We start from the raw sequence: 19,989 nt of genomic DNA on the forward strand, positions 1-19,989 counted from the left end.
CCCGGTCTGCGAGGAGGCGTTCCGGGCGCCTGCCGGGGCTGCCGCCTGGGTGTCACGCGTCACGCAACGCCAGCCACACGGGAACGCTGTCTTGTCCATGCCACGGGAGCGGCCCGGAGGCCGCACCCCTCACTTCGCCAGGTCCGGCGCGATGGTCTTGCAGGCGTCCACGAGGCCCTTCACCGAAGCGACGGACTTGGCGAACATCTCCTGCTCGGCCTTGTCGAGCTCGAACTCGACGATCTTCTCGACGCCGGCGGCGCCGATCAGCACCGGAACGCCGACATACATGTCCTTCACGCCATACTGGCCGGTCAGGTAGGCGGCCGTCGGCATGACGCGCTTCTTGTCCTTCAGGTAGCTCTCGGCCATGGCGATCGCCGAGGCCGCGGGCGCGTAGAAGGCCGAGCCCGTGCCCAGCAGGCCGACGATCTCGCCGCCACCCTTGCGGGTGCGCTCGACGATGGCGTCGAGCTTGTCCTGGCTGATCCAGCCGGACTTGACGAGCTGCGGCAGCGGCAGGCCGCCGACCGTGGAATGGCGGACCATCGGCACCATGTCGTCGCCGTGGCCGCCGAGCGTCCAGGCGTGGATGTCCTCGATGGAGACGCCGGTGGCTTCGGCCAGGAACAGCTCGAAGCGCGAGGAGTCGAGAACGCCGGCCATGCCGACCACCTTCTCCGGCGGCAGGCCCGAGAACTTCTGAAGGGCCCAGACCATCGCGTCGAGCGGGTTGGTGATGCAGACCACGAAGGCGTTCGGCGCATATTTGCGGATGCCGGCGCCGACCTGTTCCATTACCTTCAGGTTGATGCCGAGGAGGTCGTCGCGGCTCATGCCGGGCTTGCGCGGCACGCCGGCGGTGACGATGCAGACATCGGCGCCCTCGATGGCCTCGTAGGATCCGGTGCCGGAGAGCGCCGCGTCGAAGCCCTCGACCGCGGAGGACTGGGCGATGTCCAGCGCCTTGCCCTTGGCGACACCCTCGGCGATATCGAACATGACGATGTCGCCGAGTTCCTTCAGGCCGGCGAGCAGGGCCAGGGTTCCACCGATCTGGCCGGAGCCGATCATCGCCAGTTTCTTACGCGCCATGGACGGGTCTTTCGCGAATTGCAGGTTGGTTTTGCGGGAACCCCCGCGCGAGCCCTCGATATCCACAATCCCGGCGCCGTTTCAAGCTGTCCTTCGCCTTGAATCATCGGAAATTCGACGCAGCCGAGGAGCCTGGCACGGCACCGGGAAACCGGACCCATTCGACTGGCGAATCAACGCCTTGCCAAGCGATGGTAGCGGTTGCGACAGGACTGCGACAGTCGGGCGCGGTAACGACGCGTTAAGCCCTGGCCACGGTCTTCACAGAATCGTCTTCTTACAATTTTCATTTTTTGTAATCTGTCATGCCACGGGCGTAGGGCTGCGGCGGCGAACGTCGCCGCATGTCCAGCCGCGCGCAGCCGTGATCAGGCCAGCAGGTCGACGCGGCCGCTGGCCAGATCGTAGACGCCGCCGACGATCCGGATCTGGCCCTTGGCGGCCAGATCGGACAGGATCGGGCCGGTTGCCTTCAGCCGCTCCACCGTGCGCCGGACATTCTCCCTGATCGCGGCCTCGACGACATCGCCGCCCTGGCGGCTGGCGCTGATGGCGGCCGGAAGAATGGCTTCGATCATGGTTCCGATGGCGCCGGGGAAGGTCGCGTTGCGGGCAACCACGTCGCAGGCGGCCGCGACCGCCCCGCAGCGCGTGTGGCCGAGGACCAGGATCACCGGCGAGCGCAGCACGGCGGCGCCGAACTCCAGCGTGCCGAGCGCCGCGGTGTCGACCGTGTTGCCGGCATTGCGAACCACGAAGAGTTCGCCAAGGCCCAGGCCGCCGAAGACCAGTTCCGGCGGCACGCGGCTGTCGGCACAGCTGACCACGCTTGCCCATGGCGCCTGTCCGGTGGCCACCTGGCCGCGCTGCCGGATGAGTTCGGCCGAGCAGACCTGCGGTTCGGCCACGAAGCGCCGGTTTCCGGCCATCAGCCGCTCCAGCGCCTGGTCGGGGGTCAGCGGCGCGGCCGGCGCCGGGCCGGCAGCGGGCTGGGCGCGGGCGGGGGCCGCAATGCCGAGCCCGGCCAGGGAGGCCGCCGCGAGCGGCAGGGCGGCAAGAGACAGGGACAGGGCCGACCTGCGGCTCGGTCTCGAGGTCTGGCAGATGTCACACATGGACGGCTCCGGATGGCAGCGATGCGGCCTGGCGTTCCGCGCAGGACCCAGCCTCGATTCTATGCCGGAAGTGACTGCGGATCGTTTACGCCGTTCAGCTCAATTGAACGCACAGGACCCGGACCCTCACACCCCGCCCGAACCCAGCGTCCTGACGATCATCCGCGTCATGACGGCCAGCCGCTGGTCGAGCTGCGCGCGGGCGAGGTCGCGCGTCTCCATCACCAGCGCCGGATGGACGAAGCGCTGCATCGCATCGGCCACGAAGGCGGCCGCCCTGTCCTCGTCCCGGATGCGGAACGGACCGGGCTCCGATCCCTCGTCGAGGATGGCGGTCAGGAAGGAACGGACGCGCGCGCGATGGGCGGCGATGCTGTCCCGGCGCTGCTCCCAGAAGCCGGCAAAGGCGGAATAGATGGCCGGGTCGCGATCGAGTGCCTCACGATGGGCGCGCGACCAGACGGTGAGGAACCGTTCCAGCTTGTCGTCGGCCGGGTCCGGCGCACTGGCGATGTCGCCGAGGGCGAGTTCCACCGAGCGGGTCCAGGCGACCACCACCGCCTCCACCAGCCCGGCCTTGGAGGGGAAGAAGCGATAGACATTGGCATGGCTCATGCCGGCCTCGCGCGCCACCGCCACCACCGTCACCCGGTCCGGCCCGAAACGGCGGATATGCTCGGCGGCGATGGCAATGAGCCGGGCCTCGACGCGGTCGTCGGCCGGCGGGGCCGAATGCGGGCTGCGCTCAGGCCGACGGGGCACGGGACCCCCGCAGGTCCTGAAGCAGTTCGATCTGCATGGCCTGGATCTCCGCCAGCCTCTCCCACTGGTGGGTCAGCAGGTGGTCGACCTTGTCGTGCAGGTGGCGGATTTCCAGCTCGGCCTTCAGGTTGACCCGGTAGTCGTTTTCCGAGCGCTGGCGGTCCTTGGCCTCCTGCCGGCCCTGGCTCATCATGATGATGGGAGCCTGCACGGCGGCAAGACACGACAGGACGAGATTGAGCAGGATGAACGGATAGGGATCGAAGGCCGCCGTGCTGCGCAGGACATTCACCGCCATCCACGCACAGAGCACGACGAAGAAGGCCACGATGAAGGTCCAGGAGCCGCCGAACGACGCCACCTGGTCGGCCAGTTTCTCGCCAATGCTGCGGCGGGCCGAAAAGGTGGCATCGACGTCGCGGGTGACCACCTCCTGCCGACTGAGACTGGCAACGACGTCCCGTTCGAGCGTGTTCAACTCGCCCCGCTCCTCCTTCAGCAGCGCCTCGACATAGCGGGCCCGGAAGGGCGCCAGCGCCGCGCTGTCGATGACCGAACCCGGGCTCAGGTCGGGGTGCTCGGCGCGGATCAGATCGGCAAGTCCCGGCCGGATACTGGCCAGGCGGATCCGCCGTCCGGGCGGCACGGCCCGGCCGGTCAGGGCGCAGGGGGCGTCGGGGGACGCAGGTCGGGACTGGGACGGGTTCATGCCGGCCTCCGGTGGCGCGGCGGCCGCGATCGGGCCTGCCTCAGGTTTCGACGATACCACCGGTATCGGCCGAGGGATGTGTCCGGCGCGCATGCGGCAGGGCGAGATAATCGTCCGAGCGCATCTCGACCAGTCGCGAGGCCGTGCGCCTGAACTCGAACTCCTCGGTACCCGAATCGGACAGGTAGAGGCCGGACGGCTCGGCGCCGGCGCTCGCCACCAGCTTGACCTGATTGTCGTAGAGCGCGTCGATGAGGGTGATGAAGCGCTTGGCCTCGTTGCGCCGGGCGAGCCCCTGCATCACGGGAACGCGGTCGATCAGCACCGTATGGAAGCTGTGCGCGATGGCGAGATAGTCGGAGGCACCGAGCGGGCGCTCGCAGAGGTCGGAAAAGGCGAAGCGCGCGACGCCGTGGACCTGGATGGGCACCGCCACCTCGCGACCCTTGACCGGCAGCACGGCCGGCTCGCCCGTCGCTCCGCCCGTCAGGCGCGACCAGGCTTCGTCCACCGCCCGGTCGGCGTCAGCGCCCTCGCCGGTGATCCAGACCGGCTGACCGGACAGCTTCTCCAGCCGGAAATCGGTGCGTGCATCGAGACGCACCACATCCATCCGTGCCTCGATCAGCCCGATGAAGGGCAGGAACAGTGCACGGTTGAGCCCGTCGCGATAGAGGTTTGCAGGTTCGACATTGGAGGTTGCCACCACCACCACGCCGGCCTCGAACAGACGCTGGAACAGGCGGCCGAGAATCATCGCATCGGCAATGTCGGTGACGGAGAACTCGTCGAAGCCGAGCAGCCAGGCCTCGTCGGCAATCGCCTCCGCCACCGGCGCGATCGGATCGTCTCCCTTCACCTCCCCCGCCTTCAGCTTCTGCCGCCAGGCATGGATGCGCTCGTGGACGTCGGCCATGAATTCGTGGAAATGCGCCCGGCGCTTGCGGCGCACGGGGCTCGCCTCCATGAACAGGTCCATGAGCATGGTCTTGCCCCGGCCGACCTCGCCCCAGATGTAGAGCCCGCGCAGCGGCTCCTGCTTCTGCCCGCGCGCGAACAGCCAGGCCAGCGGCGAGGACTTTCGGCGCTGCAGGCGGTATTCGGCCAGTTGGGCGTTCAGCGCCCCGAGGCGGCGCGCGATGGCGGCCTGGGCGGGGTCGAACTCCATTTCACCGGCGTCGACCAGTGCCTGGTAGCGTGACAGGGTGTCGGGCATATCGAGGCATTAGCGGGCGGCACGGAGACGGGCAAGCCGTGCAGGGCGGTCCCTCCTTCGTCTCATTCCAGTCTCCGTTGCGTCGCAGGTCCCAAGCGCTTAAACAGGCCCGACCGTAGCCGGCCCCGGCCGCCACGGCCCCTGCCCCTGGGAACAGCGTCCGATGGCCGATTCCAAGCCCGCGATCGAGCGACCGCTCTCGCCGCATCTTCAGATCTACCGCCCGATGCTGACGATGGTCATGTCCATCGTCCACCGCATCACCGGGGCAGCGCTGTTCTTCGGCACGATCCTGATGGTCTGGTGGCTGATCGCCATCGCGATGGGACCTTCCGCCTATGCCACGTTCCAGTGGTTTGCCGGTTCCATCATCGGCAGGCTGATCCTGTTCGGTTACACTTGGGCGCTCTATCACCACATGCTGGGCGGCATCCGCCACTTCATCTGGGACACGGGGCGCGGCTTCGGCCCGGGCGAGCGCGAATGGCTGGTGCGCGCCGGCCTCATCGGCTCGATCACGCTGACGGTCCTGACCTGGATCGTCGCCTATGCCGTGCGCGGCGGCGTCTGAGGAGGCAAGCCCATGTCGCTGTCGAAGTCGTCCATGCGCACGCCGCTCAGCAAGGTTCGCGGGCTTGGCTCGGCGAAATCCGGCACCGAGCATTTCTGGATGCAGCGGCTGACCGCCTTCGCCAACGTGCCGCTGGCGCTGTTCGCGATCGGGCTGGTGATGGCCACGACGGGCGCCAACTACGCCTCGGTCAAGGCCACGATCAGTTCGCCGCTGGTGGCCATTCCGCTGATCCTGTTCGTCGTCTCGGCCACCTGGCACATGCGGCTCGGCATGCAGGTGATCATCGAGGACTACGTGCATGGCGAGGGCGCCAAGGTGCTGCTCATCATGCTCAACACCTTCTTCACGGCGGCGGTCGCGCTGGGGTCGATCTTCGCGATCCTGAAGATCGCCTTCGGCGTATAAGTTCGGCCGCACACCAGACGTCCAGGAGCTCAGGGCCATGGCTCAAGCCAACGCACATGCCGTCAACGGACGCGCTTACGAGATCATCGACCACACCTATGACGTGGTGATCGTCGGAGCCGGCGGGGCCGGCCTGCGCGCCGTCGTCGGCTGCGCCCAGGCGGGACTGAAGACCGCCTGCATCTCCAAGGTGTTCCCGACCCGCTCGCACACGGTGGCGGCGCAGGGCGGGGTTGCCGCTTCCCTCGGCAATATGGGCGAGGACCAGTGGCAGTGGCACATGTACGACACCGTCAAGGGGTCGGACTGGCTCGGCGACCAGGACGCCATCGAATATCTGGTGCGCAACGCGCCCGCCGCGGTCTATGAGCTGGAGCACTGGGGCGTGCCGTTCTCGCGCACGGAATCGGGCAAGATCTACCAGCGCCCGTTCGGCGGCATGACCACCCATTTCGGCAAGGGCACGGCCCAGCGCACCTGCGCGGCGGCCGACCGGACCGGCCATGCCATGCTGCACACGCTGTACGGCCAGGCGCTGAAGAACAACGCCGAGTTCTACATCGAATATTTCGCCATCGACCTGATGATGAGCGAGGACGGCCGCTGCCTCGGCGTCGTCGCCCTGAAGATGGACGACGGCACCATCCACCGCTTCCGCGGCCGGCAGACGATCCTGGCCACCGGCGGCTATGGACGCGCCTATTTCTCGGCGACCTCCGCCCATACCTGCACGGGCGACGGCAATGCCATGGTGCTGCGCGCCGGCCTGCCGCTGCAGGACATGGAGTTCGTCCAGTTCCACCCGACCGGCATCTACGGATCAGGCTGCCTGATCACGGAAGGGTCGCGCGGCGAGGGCGGCTACCTCACCAATTCCGAGGGCGAGCGCTTCATGGAGCGCTATGCCCCCTCCGCCAAGGACCTGGCCTCCCGCGACGTCGTCTCGCGCTCCATGACCATGGAAATCCGCGAGGGCCGCGGCGTCGGCAGGAACAAGGACCACATCTTCCTGCACCTCGACCATCTCGACCCGAAGATCCTGCACGAGCGCCTGCCCGGCATCTCGGAGAGCGCCAAGATCTTCGCCGGCGTGGACGTGACCAAGGAGCCGATCCCGGTCATTCCGACCGTCCACTACAATATGGGCGGCATCCCGACGAACTATCACGGCGAGGTTCTGACCAAGAAGGGCGGCGACCCGGATGCCATCGTCCCCGGCCTGATGGCCATCGGCGAGGCGGCCTGCGTGTCGGTGCATGGCGCCAACCGGCTCGGCTCCAACTCGCTGATCGACCTGGTGGTGTTCGGCCGCGCCGCCGGCCTGCGCGCCGCCGAGACGGTCATCGCGGGTGAAAAGCACCCCGAACTGCCCGCCAATGCCTCGGAACTGGCGCTGTCGCGGCTCGACCGCTTCCGCCATGCGGCCGGCGGCACGGCCACCGCCGAGATCCGCGACCGGATGCAGCGGGTCATGCAGTCCAACTGCGCCGTGTTCCGCACCGGCGAAGTGCTGGAGGAGGGCCAGAAGCTGATCCACGAGGTCTGGCAGGGCTCGACCGATCTGAAGACCACCGACCGGTCGCTGATCTGGAACTCCGACCTGATCGAGACGCTGGAATTCGACAACCTCATCGCCCAGGCGGTGGTGACGATGGATTCGGCGGCCAACCGGCAGGAGAGCCGCGGCGCCCATGCGCGCGAGGACTTCCCCGACCGCAACGACAAGGACTGGATGAAGCACACGCTGGCCTTTGCGGACGACCAGGCCAAGAGCGTGACCATCGACTACCGGCCGGTGCATACCTACACGATGACCAACGAGGTCCAGTACATCGAGCCCAAGGCCCGCGTGTACTGACCGGGAGACCAGCCGGAGTGCTGATGCGCGATGGGCGAGGCGGCGATCGACTGGGACGCCCTGCAGGGCTGGGCCATGGTAGCCGGGCTCATGCTGGCAGGCGTCGCACTGGTGTGGTGGCGCCGGTGGCGGCGCGATCCCAAGGCGTTTCGCGAGAGTTTCCGCCGCCTGCCGACCGACTGGCGCGGGCCGCCCCCGACCCTGCCGCCACGGCGATGAGCTGGCACGCCAGCGGGCCGCACCGGTGACCGGTGACCCCGCCCCCTTCGGCACCCACGCGCCAACCCGCCTGCAGGCCCTCGTCATCGGCCTTGCTGTCGCGGGCCCCCTCTCGCCGGTGCTGCGGCGGGGCGCGTTCCGCTATCCGCTCGCCCGGCTGATCCGCGCGCTGCGCGCCGGCCCGATCGACGTGGAACGCAACGGCATCCGCTACCGGCTCGATGTCTCCGACAATGCCGCCGAGGTCGGACTGCTGCTCGATCCGCACTACCAGCAGATCAGCCTCGATTTCGTGCGCAGCCATCTCGCCGAGGGCGGGACCATGGTCGATTGCGGCGCCAATGTCGGCCAGTATGCGCTGGTCGCGGCGCAGCGGGTGGGTGCCACCGGCCGGGCCGTCGCGGTGGAGGCCACCGACAATCCGATGCAGCGGCTGCTCGCCAATGCCACGCTCTCGGGCCTCAGCGACCGGATTGCCGCCTTTGCCTGCGCGGTGGGCGATGCCGATGGCGAATTGCGCTTCGCGGTCAATCCAGCCGACACGGCCCTCTCCCATGCCAGCGAGACGGGCGATGTCGTGGTGCCGATGAAGTCGCTCCTGACCATCTGCCGCGAGGCCGGCATCGCGCGTATCGACGTCCTGAAGATCGATGTCGAGGGCATGGAGGATCGCGTCCTCACCGCTTTCTTCCGGGATGCACCGGAGGCCCTCTGGCCGCGCGCCATCTGCATGGAGGACGAACTGGCCGATGCCTGGCAGGGCGACATCCGGCCGATGCTCGCGCGCATCGGCTACACCACGCTGGCCGGGCGCTCGAAAGGCAATGCCTTTCTGGTGCGGAGCGCCGGCTGAACGCCGGACGCGACGGACAGCCAAAAATTACCACTTTCGATCAGGATGGTGGCGTCACATCCGCCGGAGCCATCGCGCTTGCACCCCCTCGCCCGCCGCATCCTCAGGCCGTTCATCGTCCTCGCCGCGATCGTCGTCCTGGTCGAGACCTGGATCTGGGAACGGCTCGGACCCGTCATCGCCTGGCTGGTCGACCGCCTGCCGTTCCGGGCCCTCAAGCAGGCGATCCATGATGGCATCGAACGGCTGCCGCCCTCTGCGTCGCTGGCCGTCTTCGCCATTCCGGCCGGCCTGCTGGTTCCGTTCAAGCTGGCGGCGCTGGCCCTGATCGCGGGCGGACACTTCGTTCTCGGCGCCGGCGTGTTCTTCCTCGCCAAGGTGGTCGGAGTTGGCGTCACGGCCTTCCTGTTCGATGCCACGAAGCCGAAGCTGATGCAGATTCCGCTGTTCGTCAGGCTCTACGATCTCTGGCTGGGCTGGCTCGCCTGGGCCCATGGCCATATCGACCCGATCAAGCGGCGCATCCTCGGCCACCTGCGCATCCTGCGCGCAGGGCGGGCGGTGCGCTCGCTGAGGCTGCTGCTCCGGTTCCGGCGCATCGCCCGCGACCGGGCGCGGCAGGCCCGCGCCGCCGCCTGAGGCTCAGGCGCGCGGATGTGCGCTCTCGTAGACCCTCAGCAGCGCCGCCGTATCGACCTCGGTATAGATCTGGGTGGTCGACAGCGAGGAGTGACCGAGCAGTTCCTGGATCGAGCGCAGGTCCCCTCCCCGGCCCAGCAGGTGGGTGGCGAAGGAATGGCGCAGCGCATGGGGCGTGGCGGTTGCCGGCAGGCCGAGCGCGCCGCGCAGCCGTTCCATGGCGAGCTGGATGATGCGGGGCGAGAGCTGTCCCCCCTTCACCCCGACGAACAGCGGACCATCGGCGCCGGGTTTCCAGGGGCAGAGGTGGCGATAGTCGGCGATCGCATCGGCGACGCGGGCGATCACCGGCACCTGCCGCTGCTTGCCGCCCTTGCCGAGCACCGTCACCTGCCCGCCTGTGCCGGGCGGCGGCGCGTCCTTCTGGCGAAGGCCCAGCGCCTCGGAGATGCGCAGGCCCGACCCATAGAGCAGGGCCAGCACAGCGGCGTCGCGCGCGGCGATCCAGGGCTCGCCCTCGCCCGCCTCATGACTGTCGGACGAGGCCACCTTCAGGGCTGCACCGACCGCGAGAGGCCGCGGCAGCCGGCGTGGGACTTTTGGCGTGCGCACGGCGGCGAAGGCGGCAACCTTGCCCTCGCCAGACCGCTCCAGAAAGCGCACGAAGGACCGGACGGCCGCCAGCGCGCGGGCCACCGAGCGCGGATCGAGGCCATCGGCCCTGCGGCGGGCGAGGAAGGCGCGCACATCGCGCGGGGCAAGGCCGGCGAGCGCCGAGAGCGAGACGGCACTCCCGAGATGGCCTGACAGGAAGGCGAGGAAGCCGCGCAGATCGCGGCTATAGGCCTCCAGCGTCTTCGGGGACAGCCGCCGCTCCGCGCCGAGATGAACCAGCCAGCGCCCGACGGCGGCCACCATGTCGGCGGCCGCACCGGGCATCAGGGGCGTGGCTTCGGCAGCGGGACCGGACGTGACGGCGACGGGCATGCCGGCAAGCGTGCCACGCCCGGGTTCACGGCGCGTGAACGGCCTCAGTCGCCGTCGAGGCCACCCATGTGCTTCTGGATATAGAGCTGCTCGCCGATGGTCTTGATGACATCGAGCTGGGTCTCGAGGAAGTCGATATGGCCTTCCTCATCGGTCATCAGCGCAATGAACAGGTCCCGCGAGGGATAGTCCTTGACCGTCTCGCAATAGGCGGCGGCCTCCTGATAGAGCTTGCGCGCGCCGATCTCGGCTTTCAGGTCGCAGGAAATGACCTCCTTGACCGACTGGCCGATCTCCAGCGGATCGAGAACCTGAAGGTTCGGGTGGCCTTCGAGGAACAGGATGCGGTCGATGAAGCGGTCGGCATGGACCATCTCTTCCATCGATTCCTTGCGCCAGTATTTGGCGAGGTCCTTGAATCCCCAATTGTCCAGCATGCGATAATGCAGCCAGTACTGGCTGACGGCGGTGAGCTCGCTGCGCAGACCCTTGTTCAGGTAGTCGATGACCTTCTTGTCGCCCTTCATGATCGGCCTCCGCATTCCCGTTGGTCGGCCCGAAGGCCTGAACGCAGTTTACAACGATTCCAAAAAAGGACAAGCGAAGGGTTCCGGCGGCGATCCCGGGAGGCCGGCCGTCCGGAGGATTACTCGGCGGCGACCAGCGTCTCGACGGCGCCATGGCTGCAGGCTCCGACCGGGCAGGTCGAGCAGCTCTGGCTTGCGCCGGCCTCGCGCATGATGGCGAGGATGGTGCGGGCGCAGCGGCCGCATTCGGGGCTGCAACCGAGGCAGGTATAGACCTCGCCGACCGCGCGCGGACAGTCCGGCCCGTCGCCAAGACAGGCCCGGATCTCGTGGTCACTCAGCACATTGCAGTGGCAGACGATCAAGGCAGGCTCCGGTCCGGGCCAAGTTAAAGTTGACCGGACATGTCAACTATCTAGCGCGACTTGGCGCCGGTCTCAATGGAGCGGCCAAAGATTGGAGGCGTTCGAAACTGCGAACGAAGGCCTTGAGCCGATTGACATTGGTTCTGCCAGGCGAGGCGGGACCGCTTGATCCCGCGCAAATCGGATGGCAGCCATTCCCTCCGGGCTCGCCCCGCGCTAGGCCATGGCATGGTCCCGCCCCTCTATGCCGACGTGCTGATTCCCGTCGCGGTCGACCGGCCCTACAGCTACCGCATCCCGGCCGGGATGGAGCTCGGGCCGGGCGACGTGGTGAGCGTGCCGCTCGGCAACCGCACCGCGCTGGGTGCCGTGTGGCACCTGCGCGATGAGGCCGGCGGCATCTCGCACAACCGGCTCAAGGACATCGTCCAGCGCCACGACGTGCCGCCGGTGCCTCATGGCATCCGCCGCCTCGTCGACTGGATCGCGGACTACACGCTCAGCCCTCGCGGCATGGTGCTGCGCATGGCGATGCGCGCGCCCGACGACCTGGCCCCTGCCCGCCCGCGCATCGGGGTGCGGATCACCGGCCAGCCGCCCGGCCGGATGACCCCCGCGCGGGCGCGTGTGCTGGCGGTCGCCGCCGATGGCCTTGCCCGCGCCAAGGGCGAGGCGGCGCGCGAGGCCGGCGTCTCGGGCGGCGTCATTGACGGCCTGATCGACGAGGGGGCGCTGGAGGCGATCGTGCTGCCGCCGGAGGCCGCCGGCCTGCCGCTCGACCCCGACCACCACCTGCCCGACCTGACGACGGCCCAGCGCGACGCGGCCCAGGCCATTGCCGACGGGGTGGCAGCCGGCGGCTTCCAGACCCTCCTGCTGGACGGCGTCACCGGCTCGGGCAAGACGGAGGTCTATCTGGAGGGCGTGGCGGAGGTGCTGCGGCGCGGCCGTCAGGCCCTGATCCTCGTGCCGGAGATCGCGCTGACCACGCAGTTCCTCGACCGCTTCGCCCTGCGGTTCGGCCATCGGCCGGCAGCCTGGCACTCGGGCATCGGCGCCACCCGGCGCGGCCGCATCTGGACGGGCGTCGCCACCGGCGAAGTGCGCGCGGTGATCGGCGCCCGCTCGGCCTTGTTCCTGCCGTTTGCCGATCTCGGCCTGATCATCGCCGACGAGGAGCACGAGGGCGCCTACAAGCAGGACGACGGCGTCCACTATCACGGCCGCGACATGGCCGTGGTGCGCGGGCGGATCGACGACGTGCCGGTGGTGCTGGCCTCTGCCACTCCGTCCGTGGAATCGCGGGTCAATGCCGACCGCGGGCGCTACAGCCGGCTTGTCCTGCCCGAGCGCTTCGCTGGCGAGATGCCGGCCATCCGCACGGTGGACCTGCGCCGGGAGGCGCCGCCGCGCGGGCGCTGGATCGCCCCCGCGCTGGAAACGGCCGTGCGCGAAGCAATTGAGGCGAAGGAGCAGGCCCTGCTGTTCCTCAACCGGCGGGGCTATGCGCCGCTGACGCTCTGCCGGTCCTGCGGCGAGCGCATCCAGTGCCCGAACTGCTCGGCCTGGCTGGTCGACCATCGGTTCCGACGGCGGCTGATCTGCCACCATTGCGGCTTTTCCACCCCGCCACTGGAGCATTGCCCCAAATGCGAGGCGGTCGACAGTTTCGTCGCCTGCGGCCCGGGCGTGGAGCGCCTCGCGGAGGAATGCGCGACGCTTTTTCCCGAGGCGCGCCTGCTGGTGCTGTCCTCCGACATGGCCGGCGGCATCGAGCGCATCCGCCAGGAGATCGAGGCGGTAGCGCGCGGCGAGGCGGACATCGTCATCGGCACACAGCTGGTCGCCAAGGGACATAATTTTCCGCATCTGGCGCTGGTGGGGGTGATCGACGCCGATCTTGGCCTCTCGACCGCAGACCCGCGGGCCGGCGAGCGCACCTTCCAGCTGCTCCAGCAGGTGATCGGACGGGCGGGTCGCGCGCGGGCGGGCGCGCGGGCGCTGATCCAGACGCATCTGCCCGAGCACCCGATCATCCAGGCCATCGTGAAGGGAGACCGGGAGGGCTTCTATGCGGCCGAGATCGCCATGCGGGAGGAGGCCGCGCTGCCGCCCTTCGGCCGGCTTGCCGCCCTTGTGGTCTCGGCCGAGGCGCAGGCGGACGCCATGGCCTATGCGCGGATGCTGGTGCGCTCGGTGCCGGCGACGGAGGGCGTGCGGGTGCTGGGCCCGGCCGATGCACCGCTGGCGCTGGTGCGCGGGCGCCACCGCATCCGCCTGCTGGTGCGCGCGCCGCGAGCCTTCGACCTGTCGGGGTGGATGCGCTCCTGGCTCTCGTCGGTGGAGGCGCCGCGCGGCAATGTGCGCCTCGAGATCGACGTCGATCCGCAGAGCTTCCTGTAGACCCCCGGCGGGGGCAGCGGGCCGGCATGCCGAACGGCCGCGTTGCCGGCTGCCGGCGCCTCGGCTAGTCGGTGCCCATGAGCACCGCGACCGCCTTCGACCTCTGCCCCGAAACCGGCCTGCCGATCACCGCTCCCATGGCGGTGCGGCCGGAGATGATCGACTATAACGGCCATGTGAACGTGGCCTTCTACGTCAAGCTGTTCGACGAGGGGCTGGACGTGCTGTTCAGCCGCATCGGCCTGTCGGAAGGCTATGTGCGCGAGCGGCAGATGTCGTTCTTCGCGCTGGAGGCGCATGTGCGCTACCTGCGCGAGGTGCAGCTGGGCGATCCGGTGCAGGTGCGCGCCCAGATCCTCGATGTCGACGAGAAGCGCGTCCACTACTGGATGGAGCTGATCCACGCCGAGGAGCGCTGGCTGTCGGCCACCATGGAATCCATCTCGCTGCACATGGACATGCGCACGCGCCGGAGCACTGCCTTTCCGGACGACATCTCCGCGCGGCTGAAGGCCTGGCACAACACCGGCTTGGTGCGCGGCCGGCCCGAAGGCGTCGGACAGGTCATCGGCATCCGCCGGAAGGGCTGAGACTCCGGCGCGGCGCGGTCAGCGCGCGAACGGAAACCGGGCCGAGCCGGAAAGCGTCCGGGCAAGGCCGGCTTTGGCCAGTTCGTCGGACGGAACCAGCGCCATCTGCGCACGCAAGCGGATGCCGCTGCGGCGGCGCATGCCGCGCACGAGGCTGGTGATCAGCGCGATGAACATTGCAAGGCTCCTCGGCAGGCTCCTCGGACCGCGCCGCAGGCTGGCGACAACCGGCGGGCACGGCAACGGCAAAGCCGGCTCCGCGAGGGGGCCGGCCGGAATGTGGTCAGGGCGCGAAGCGTGCCGGGATTCAGCCGTTCGACAGCAGGCTGCGGGTGCGCCGCACCATTTCGTCGCGGGTCATGCCGAGGCGCGCCAGTTCCTCGTCGGACAGGTGCGACAGGTAGCCGTGCAGATAGGTGCGCGCACGCAGGTCCTGCGCATCGACGATGGCCTGGTAGATGGCCTTCAGCGTACCGACAAAGCCGCGACGGGCCGTCGCGGGAGCGGTTGCAGTCCTGGAAGACGGGGCCGGGGCCGCGGCGCCGGCGTGGATCGTGTCGACCGTCATGGTAGCCATGGTTGTCTCTCCTCACGAAAAGAGTGGACGACCTCGAGGCTTCCTCCCTTTCGACCTCCCCATTTTGTTGCACTGCAGCGATTCCGCAAGATTGTGCGATGCACAATCAGCATTGCAAAAAATGCATGGCTTTCCGAAACGATCCAGTAACCGACGGGATTCGCGAGCTTATTTCACGAGATCGAACCACTCGTCCTCGGTCATCACGGCCACGCCGAGGCCGCGCGCCTTGTCGAGCTTGGAGCCCGCGCCGGGGCCCGCAACAACATAGTCGGTCTTCTTCGAAACGGAGCCCGCAACCTTGGCGCCCAGCCGCTCGGCCATCGCCTTGGCCTCGTCGCGGGTCATCTTTTCGAGCGAGCCGGTGAAGACCACGGTCTTGCCGGCGACCACCGTGTCGGCCTTGGGCTTCTCGGCCTCCAGCACGGTCAGTTCGGCCACCAGCCTTTCGACCATGGCGTGGTTGCGCGGCTCGGCGAAGAAGGCTGCCACGGCATCGACGACGGCCTCGCCGATCTGGTCGAGCGAATCGAGTTCGTGACGGGCCTCCTCGTCACCCGCCGCGACTTTCGCCGCCATGCCGTGAAAAGCCTCCCACGTGCCATAGGCGCGGGCCAGAACGCGCGCCGTCGTCTCGCCGACATGGCGGATGCCGAGCGCGGCGATGACCCGGTCGAGCGGCGCGGTGCGGCTCTTCTCGATCGCCTCGAACAGGTTCTTCGTCGACAGGGCGCCGAAGCCCTCCTTGTCCTTGAGCTTCTTCAGATTGGCCTCGTCGCGCCGGGCCAGCGTGAAGATGTCGGCGGGCTCGCGGATCGGCAGGTCGGCATCCTCGAAGAAGAAGGGCAGCCGCTCGGCTCCCAGACCCTCGATATCGAGCACCCGGCGCGACACGACATGGCGCAGCCGCTCCACCGCCTGCGCCGGACAGGCAAAGCCGCCCGTGCAGCGCCTCACGGCCTCCCCTTCCTCGCGAATCGCCGGACTGCCGCAGGCGGGGCAGGTGGTGGGGAAGACATAGGGCCGGGATTCTGCGGGGCGGTTCGCCAGCACCACGTCCAGCACCTGCGGGATGACATCGCCCGCGCGCTGGACCGTCACCGTGTCGCCGACACGGATGTCGGCCTCGCGGAACGGCAGGCCGTCGGTGCCGATGCCCCGGATATAGTCCTCGTTGTGCAGCGTGGCATTGGAGACGACGACGCCACCGACGGTTACCGGCCGCAGCTTGGCGACAGGCGTCAGCGCCCCGGTCCGGCCGACCTGGATCTCGATATTGTCGAGGACCGTGGTAGCCTTCTCGGCCGGAAACTTGTGGGCGATGGCCCAGCGCGGCGAGCGCGACACAAAGCCGAGGCGCTCCTGCAGGGCAAGCGCATCGACCTTGTAGACCACGCCGTCGATGTCATAGCCGAGGGTGGCGCGCTGCTCGCCGATCAGCCGGTAATGGGCGAGAAGGTCGTTGGCGCTCTCGCAGACCCGCATCAGCGGATTGGTCGGAAAACCGAGTTCGCGAAAGAAATCGACCATGCCCGACTGGCTGTCGCGCGGCATGGGCTGCGAAACCTCGCCCCAGGCATAGGCGAAAAATCGCAGCGGCCGCTCGGCCGTGATCCGCGCGTCGAGCTGGCGCAGCGAGCCGGCAGCCGCATTGCGCGGATTGGCGAAGGGCGGCAGCCCGCGCTCCGCCTGCCGCTCGTTGATGCGGCGAAAATCCTCGTGGGAGAGATAGATCTCGCCGCGCACTTCCATGACCGGCGGTGCGCCCTTCACCGCCTGCGGCACCTCCCCGATGGTGCGGATATTAGCGGTGACATCCTCGCCCACCGCGCCGTCGCCGCGGGTCGCCGCGACCGTCAGCCGGCCGTCCATGTAGCGCAGCGAGCAGGACAGGCCGTCGATCTTGGGTTCCGCGGTCATGGCGACGGGTGCGTCCGGCGGCAGGCCCAGGAAGCGCCGCACGCGCGCGACGAAATCGGTCACCTCCTCCTCGGCGAAGGCATTGGAAAGCGACAGCATCGGAACCGCATGGGGCACCTTGCCGAAGCGGCCGGACGGCGCTGCCCCCACCTTCTCGGACAGGCTCTCGCCCGTCCTGAGCGAGGGGAAGGCCATCTCCAGCGCCTCGTAGCGCCGCCGCAGGGCGTCATAGTCGGCATCGGTGAGGCTCGGCGCGTCGTCCTGGTAATATTGCCTGTCGGCCTCGGCGATGGCCTCGCCAAGCCGCTCGTGCTCGAGGCGTGCCTGATCGGGCGTCAGGGTCTCGACGGGGGCGGCGTCAGGCGGGGAGCTGGGCTTCGACATCGGGGACCGGCGGCGGGGACTGACTGCGGCGGACGATACTGGCCTTGCGGACATGGGCAAGGGCAGCCGCGACGAAACCTGTCAGCGGTCGCCGTTCACCCGACCCTCAGCAGCTTCTCGGCGGCGGCGCGCGCCTCGTCGGTGATGGTCTCTCCGGCCAGCATGCGGGCCAGTTCCTCGCGGCGCCGGTCAAAGCCGAGCGGGCGCACGCGGGTCGCAACCCCCTCGCCGGCCGCCTCCTTGGCGATGAGGTAGTGGCGCGTGGCGCGGGCGGCGACCTGTGGGGCATGGGTGACGGACAGGACCTGCACCTTGCCGCCGAGCCGCGCCAGCCGCTGGCCGATGGCATCCGCCACGGCGCCGCCGACGCCGCTGTCGATCTCGTCGAAGACGAGGGTCGGCGCCGACCCCTGGTCGGCCAGCACCACCTTCAGCGCCAGCATGAAGCGGGAGAGCTCGCCGCCGGAGGCCACCTTCATCATCGGGCCGGGCCGGGTGCCGGGATTGGTCTGCACCCAGAACTCGGCGCGATCGGAGCCCGATGGCCCGTCCTGTTCGCCGCTGAGCTCGGTCATGAAGCGGGCATTGTCCAGTTTCAGCGGGTTCAGCTCGGCATTGACGGCTGCGTCAAGCCGTGCGGCCGCCTCGCGCCGGCGCTCCGACAGGCGGCCCGCCGCGACCCGGTAGGCCGATTCGGCGGCAGCAGCGGCACGGCCGAGGCCGGCCAGATGGTCCTCGCCGGCGTCCAGCGTGGCAAGATCGGCGGTGAAGCGCCCGGCGAGACCCGCCAGCGAATCGACCGGCACGGCATATTTCCGCGACGCGGCCCGCAGGGCGAACAGGCGCTCCTCGAACCGTTCCAGCTCGCGCGGATCGAAATCGGCGGCGCGCTGGGCCGCCTCCACCGCCGCACGGGCATCCTCGATCCGGTCCAGCGCCTCCCCGAAGGCCCTGACGATCGGCTCGACCAGGTCCGGGGCCTGGGGCGCGCGCCGCTCCAGACGCCGCCAGGCCGAGGCCAGCGAGGGCACCGCCGAGGTCGGGCCGGACAGGGCGTCCATGGCCTCGGCAAGGTCGGCCGCGATCTTCTCGGATGCCATCATCGACTGGCGCCGCTCGGCCAGCTGGGTTTCCTCGCCGGGCTCGGGGCGCAGCTTGGTCAGTTCGCCCACCGCATGGCGCAGGAAGTCGCCATCGGCGCGGGCCTTGGCGAGACGGTCCTGGGCCTCCTCCACCGCATGGCGCGCCTGCCGCCAGGCCTTCCAGGCCTCGCGCACCGCCTCCGCCTCGACCGTCAGGCCGCCGAAGGCATCGACAAGGGCGCGGTGAGCCTCCGGCTCGACAAGGGCGCGGTCGGCATGCTGGCCGTGGATCTCCACGAGCGAGGCCCCGATGGCGCGCAGCACCTGGACGCTCACCGGCTGGTCGTTGACGAAGGCGCGGGTGCGACCGTCGGCGAACTGGATGCGCCGCAGGATCAGATCGCCATCGGTATCGATCGCGGCTTCCTGCGCGATCGTGCGGGCCGGATGGGCCATCGGCACGTCGAACACCGCCGTCACCTGGCCCTGCGGCGCGCCATGGCGCACCAGCGCAGCATCGCCGCGCGCGCCGAGCGCCAAAGCGGCCGCGTCGAGCAGGATCGACTTGCCGGCGCCGGTCTCGCCGGTCAGCACCGACAGCCCCTCGGCAAAGGTCAGATCGAGCCGGTCGATCAGGACGATGTCGCGGATCGAGAGCTGGACGAGCATGGGCTGTTCGCGGGTTCCCGGCAGCGGGCCGGCGCCGGATTCGGCCCGGGCGACGACGCCCCATGGCTTATCGCGAACGGAGAAGGAACGAAAGGGGTGAGAGGGCGCCGGATGCGCGGCCCCGGTTCAGCCGGTGATGCGCCGGAAGGCGCGGCTGATCCACGAGCCGGTGTCCTCGCGCGGGGTCAGACCCTGGCCCTGGATGAGGGCGTAGCTGTCCTTGTACCACTGGCTGTCGGGGAAATTGTGCCCGAGCACGGCGGCAGCCGTCTGCGCCTCGTTGACGATGCCAAGCGCCATATAGGCCTCGACCAGCCGGGCCAGCGCCTCCTCGACGTGGCGGGTGGTCTGGAACTGCGAGACCACGACCCGGAAGCGGTTGATCGCCCCGGAGAACTGGCGGCGCTGGAGATAGTAGCGGCCGACCACCATCTCGCGGCCGGCGAGCTGGTCGCGGGCGACCTCGATCTTGCGGCGGGCGGCGACCGCATATTCCGACTGCGGCCACTTGCGGGTGACCTCTTCGAGAACCACGAGGGCGCGCTCGGTGCGGCCCTGGTCGCGCTGGACGTCCGGGATCTGGTCGAACTGGGCGGCGCCCATCAGATATTGCGCATAGGCGGCGTCAGGCGAGCCGGGGTGAAGCTGAACGTAGCGCCGGGCCTGGTTGATGGTCTCTTCGTAGTCCTGCGCCTCATAGTAGGAATAGGCGGCCATGACGAGCGCCCGCTTGGCCCATTCCGTATAGGGATGGGTGCGGTCGATCTCCATGAACTTCAGGGCGGCCCGACGCCATTCGCGCCGGTTCTGCAGGGCGATGCCCTCGTTGTAGAGCTTCTCGGCCGGCTCGTCCGGCAGGTTGGACGGGTCGGGTCCGGCGAACAGGTTGCCGAAGGAGGGTGTGTTCGAGCAGGCACCCAGCGGCATGGCCAGCGCCAGCACGACGGCAAGCATGCGTGTCGGAAGACGGCGTGAAGCCAGGGCCGGAACGCGGCTGTCGAGGGAGCGCTTCACCACGGTTACGAACCTTCCCACAAAAC

The 19,989-nt window shown here is 69.0% G+C and carries 20 protein-coding genes; 7 read left to right on the forward strand and 13 right to left on the reverse strand.

The genetic code is table 11. The features are described 5' to 3' along the window. Positions 1–129 precede the first annotated feature (129 nt). From mdh to zapE, 5 genes are all read right to left on the reverse strand, one after another. Positions 130–1,095: a malate dehydrogenase gene (gene mdh, locus ACTIFS_RS06650; protein ID WP_439573272.1), complete on the reverse strand. Its 966-nt coding sequence runs from the start codon at positions 1,093–1,095 to the stop codon at positions 130–132. Between the two features lie 368 nt (positions 1,096–1,463). Next, positions 1,464–2,210, reverse strand: a complete 747-nt coding sequence (locus ACTIFS_RS06655) for a carbonic anhydrase (protein ID WP_439573273.1) — start codon at positions 2,208–2,210, stop codon at positions 1,464–1,466. Positions 2,211–2,336: 126 nt separating this feature from the next. Further along, a complete protein-coding gene (locus tag ACTIFS_RS06660) occupies positions 2,337–2,972 on the reverse strand; it encodes a TetR/AcrR family transcriptional regulator (RefSeq protein WP_439573274.1) in 636 nt (211 codons plus the stop codon). Further along, positions 2,956–3,681, reverse strand: coding sequence for a DUF1003 domain-containing protein (locus ACTIFS_RS06665; protein WP_439573275.1), 726 nt, complete (start codon positions 3,679–3,681; stop codon positions 2,956–2,958). Before ACTIFS_RS06665 ends, ACTIFS_RS06660 begins: the two co-directional genes overlap by 17 nt. Before the next feature lie 40 nt (positions 3,682–3,721). After that, entirely contained in the window at positions 3,722–4,897 is a 1,176-nt protein-coding gene (zapE, locus tag ACTIFS_RS06670) for a cell division protein ZapE (RefSeq protein ID WP_439573276.1), read from the reverse strand. A gap of 163 nt (positions 4,898–5,060) precedes the next feature. Between zapE and sdhC the strand changes: the two genes are divergently transcribed. From sdhC to ACTIFS_RS06695, 5 genes are all read left to right on the forward strand, one after another. Further along, positions 5,061–5,468 (forward strand): succinate dehydrogenase, cytochrome b556 subunit, encoded by a 408-nt coding sequence (gene sdhC, locus ACTIFS_RS06675; protein WP_439573277.1) that lies wholly within the window; start codon positions 5,061–5,063, stop codon positions 5,466–5,468. A gap of 12 nt (positions 5,469–5,480) precedes the next feature. Next, positions 5,481–5,876 carry a succinate dehydrogenase, hydrophobic membrane anchor protein gene (gene sdhD / locus ACTIFS_RS06680; RefSeq protein WP_439573278.1) on the forward strand — a complete coding sequence of 132 codons (396 nt, stop codon included), beginning with the start codon at positions 5,481–5,483 and terminating at the stop codon, positions 5,874–5,876. 37 nt (positions 5,877–5,913) lie between these two features. Continuing rightward, a complete protein-coding gene (sdhA, locus tag ACTIFS_RS06685) occupies positions 5,914–7,734 on the forward strand; it encodes a succinate dehydrogenase flavoprotein subunit (protein WP_439573279.1) in 1,821 nt (606 codons plus the stop codon). A gap of 244 nt (positions 7,735–7,978) precedes the next feature. Beyond that, complete coding sequence (locus ACTIFS_RS06690; RefSeq protein WP_439573280.1) at positions 7,979–8,806, forward strand: FkbM family methyltransferase; 828 nt, start codon at positions 7,979–7,981, stop codon at positions 8,804–8,806. A gap of 78 nt (positions 8,807–8,884) precedes the next feature. Next, on the forward strand, positions 8,885–9,445 hold the full coding sequence (locus tag ACTIFS_RS06695; protein WP_439573281.1) for a hypothetical protein: 561 nt from the start codon (positions 8,885–8,887) through the stop codon (positions 9,443–9,445). 3 nt (positions 9,446–9,448) lie between these two features. On the opposite strand, the gene ACTIFS_RS06700 is transcribed toward ACTIFS_RS06695, so the two are convergent. From ACTIFS_RS06700 to ACTIFS_RS06710, 3 genes are all read right to left on the reverse strand, one after another. After that, positions 9,449–10,432 (reverse strand): tyrosine recombinase XerC, encoded by a 984-nt coding sequence (locus ACTIFS_RS06700; RefSeq protein ID WP_439573282.1) that lies wholly within the window; start codon positions 10,430–10,432, stop codon positions 9,449–9,451. Between the two features lie 44 nt (positions 10,433–10,476). Then, positions 10,477–10,959 (reverse strand): bacterioferritin, encoded by a 483-nt coding sequence (gene bfr, locus ACTIFS_RS06705; protein ID WP_439573283.1) that lies wholly within the window; start codon positions 10,957–10,959, stop codon positions 10,477–10,479. 119 nt (positions 10,960–11,078) lie between these two features. Then, the gene (locus ACTIFS_RS06710; RefSeq protein ID WP_439573284.1) at positions 11,079–11,324 is read right to left on the reverse strand and encodes a (2Fe-2S)-binding protein; all 246 of its coding nucleotides are present in this window, start codon (positions 11,322–11,324) and stop codon (positions 11,079–11,081) included. A 228-nt stretch (positions 11,325–11,552) separates the two neighbouring features. Here ACTIFS_RS06710 and ACTIFS_RS06715 point away from each other — a divergent pair, with 228 nt between their 5' ends. Both ACTIFS_RS06715 and ACTIFS_RS06720 read left to right on the forward strand, forming a co-directional pair. Further along, positions 11,553–13,727 (forward strand): primosomal protein N', encoded by a 2,175-nt coding sequence (locus tag ACTIFS_RS06715; protein WP_439573285.1) that lies wholly within the window; start codon positions 11,553–11,555, stop codon positions 13,725–13,727. A 77-nt stretch (positions 13,728–13,804) separates the two neighbouring features. Then, positions 13,805–14,317, forward strand: coding sequence for a thioesterase family protein (locus ACTIFS_RS06720; protein ID WP_439573286.1), 513 nt, complete (start codon positions 13,805–13,807; stop codon positions 14,315–14,317). 18 nt (positions 14,318–14,335) lie between these two features. Here ACTIFS_RS06720 and ACTIFS_RS06725 read toward each other — a convergent pair whose 3' ends face one another. The 5 genes from ACTIFS_RS06725 to ACTIFS_RS06745 all read right to left on the reverse strand — a co-directional run bounded on the left by ACTIFS_RS06725 (position 14,336) and on the right by ACTIFS_RS06745 (position 19,966). Continuing rightward, positions 14,336–14,494, reverse strand: a complete 159-nt coding sequence (locus tag ACTIFS_RS06725; RefSeq protein WP_439573287.1) for a hypothetical protein — start codon at positions 14,492–14,494, stop codon at positions 14,336–14,338. A 130-nt stretch (positions 14,495–14,624) separates the two neighbouring features. After that, complete coding sequence (locus tag ACTIFS_RS06730; protein ID WP_439573288.1) at positions 14,625–14,894, reverse strand: hypothetical protein; 270 nt, start codon at positions 14,892–14,894, stop codon at positions 14,625–14,627. Between the two features lie 168 nt (positions 14,895–15,062). Next, positions 15,063–17,198, reverse strand: a complete 2,136-nt coding sequence (gene ligA, locus ACTIFS_RS06735; RefSeq protein ID WP_439573289.1) for an NAD-dependent DNA ligase LigA — start codon at positions 17,196–17,198, stop codon at positions 15,063–15,065. Positions 17,199–17,293: 95 nt separating this feature from the next. Then, positions 17,294–18,949, reverse strand: a complete 1,656-nt coding sequence (gene recN, locus ACTIFS_RS06740; protein ID WP_439573290.1) for a DNA repair protein RecN — start codon at positions 18,947–18,949, stop codon at positions 17,294–17,296. Positions 18,950–19,075: 126 nt separating this feature from the next. Beyond that, a complete protein-coding gene (locus ACTIFS_RS06745; protein WP_439573291.1) occupies positions 19,076–19,966 on the reverse strand; it encodes an outer membrane protein assembly factor BamD in 891 nt (296 codons plus the stop codon). Positions 19,967–19,989: the final 23 nt, after the last annotated feature.

Origin of the sequence: Phreatobacter sp. (assembly GCF_051860605.1) — a bacterium.
Taxonomy (GTDB): Bacteria; Pseudomonadota; Alphaproteobacteria; order Rhizobiales; family Phreatobacteraceae; genus Phreatobacter.

Coding starts and splice junctions, on each gene's coding strand:
- ACTIFS_RS06720 (WP_439573286.1), top strand. CDS start 13,805: ATGAGCACCGCGACCGCCTTCGACCTCTGCCCCGAAACCGGCCTGCCG.
- ligA (WP_439573289.1), bottom strand. CDS start 17,198: ATGTCGAAGCCCAGCTCCCCGCCTGACGCCGCCCCCGTCGAGACCCTG.
- ACTIFS_RS06665 (WP_439573275.1), bottom strand. CDS start 3,681: ATGAACCCGTCCCAGTCCCGACCTGCGTCCCCCGACGCCCCCTGCGCC.
- ACTIFS_RS06700 (WP_439573282.1), bottom strand. CDS start 10,432: ATGCCCGTCGCCGTCACGTCCGGTCCCGCTGCCGAAGCCACGCCCCTG.
- sdhA (WP_439573279.1), top strand. CDS start 5,914: ATGGCTCAAGCCAACGCACATGCCGTCAACGGACGCGCTTACGAGATC.
- ACTIFS_RS06725 (WP_439573287.1), bottom strand. CDS start 14,494: ATGTTCATCGCGCTGATCACCAGCCTCGTGCGCGGCATGCGCCGCCGC.
- sdhD (WP_439573278.1), top strand. CDS start 5,481: ATGTCGCTGTCGAAGTCGTCCATGCGCACGCCGCTCAGCAAGGTTCGC.
- zapE (WP_439573276.1), bottom strand. CDS start 4,897: ATGCCCGACACCCTGTCACGCTACCAGGCACTGGTCGACGCCGGTGAA.
- bfr (WP_439573283.1), bottom strand. CDS start 10,959: ATGAAGGGCGACAAGAAGGTCATCGACTACCTGAACAAGGGTCTGCGC.
- sdhC (WP_439573277.1), top strand. CDS start 5,061: ATGGCCGATTCCAAGCCCGCGATCGAGCGACCGCTCTCGCCGCATCTT.
- recN (WP_439573290.1), bottom strand. CDS start 18,949: ATGCTCGTCCAGCTCTCGATCCGCGACATCGTCCTGATCGACCGGCTC.
- ACTIFS_RS06655 (WP_439573273.1), bottom strand. CDS start 2,210: ATGTGTGACATCTGCCAGACCTCGAGACCGAGCCGCAGGTCGGCCCTG.
- ACTIFS_RS06715 (WP_439573285.1), top strand. CDS start 11,553: ATGGTCCCGCCCCTCTATGCCGACGTGCTGATTCCCGTCGCGGTCGAC.
- mdh (WP_439573272.1), bottom strand. CDS start 1,095: ATGGCGCGTAAGAAACTGGCGATGATCGGCTCCGGCCAGATCGGTGGA.
- ACTIFS_RS06730 (WP_439573288.1), bottom strand. CDS start 14,894: ATGGCTACCATGACGGTCGACACGATCCACGCCGGCGCCGCGGCCCCG.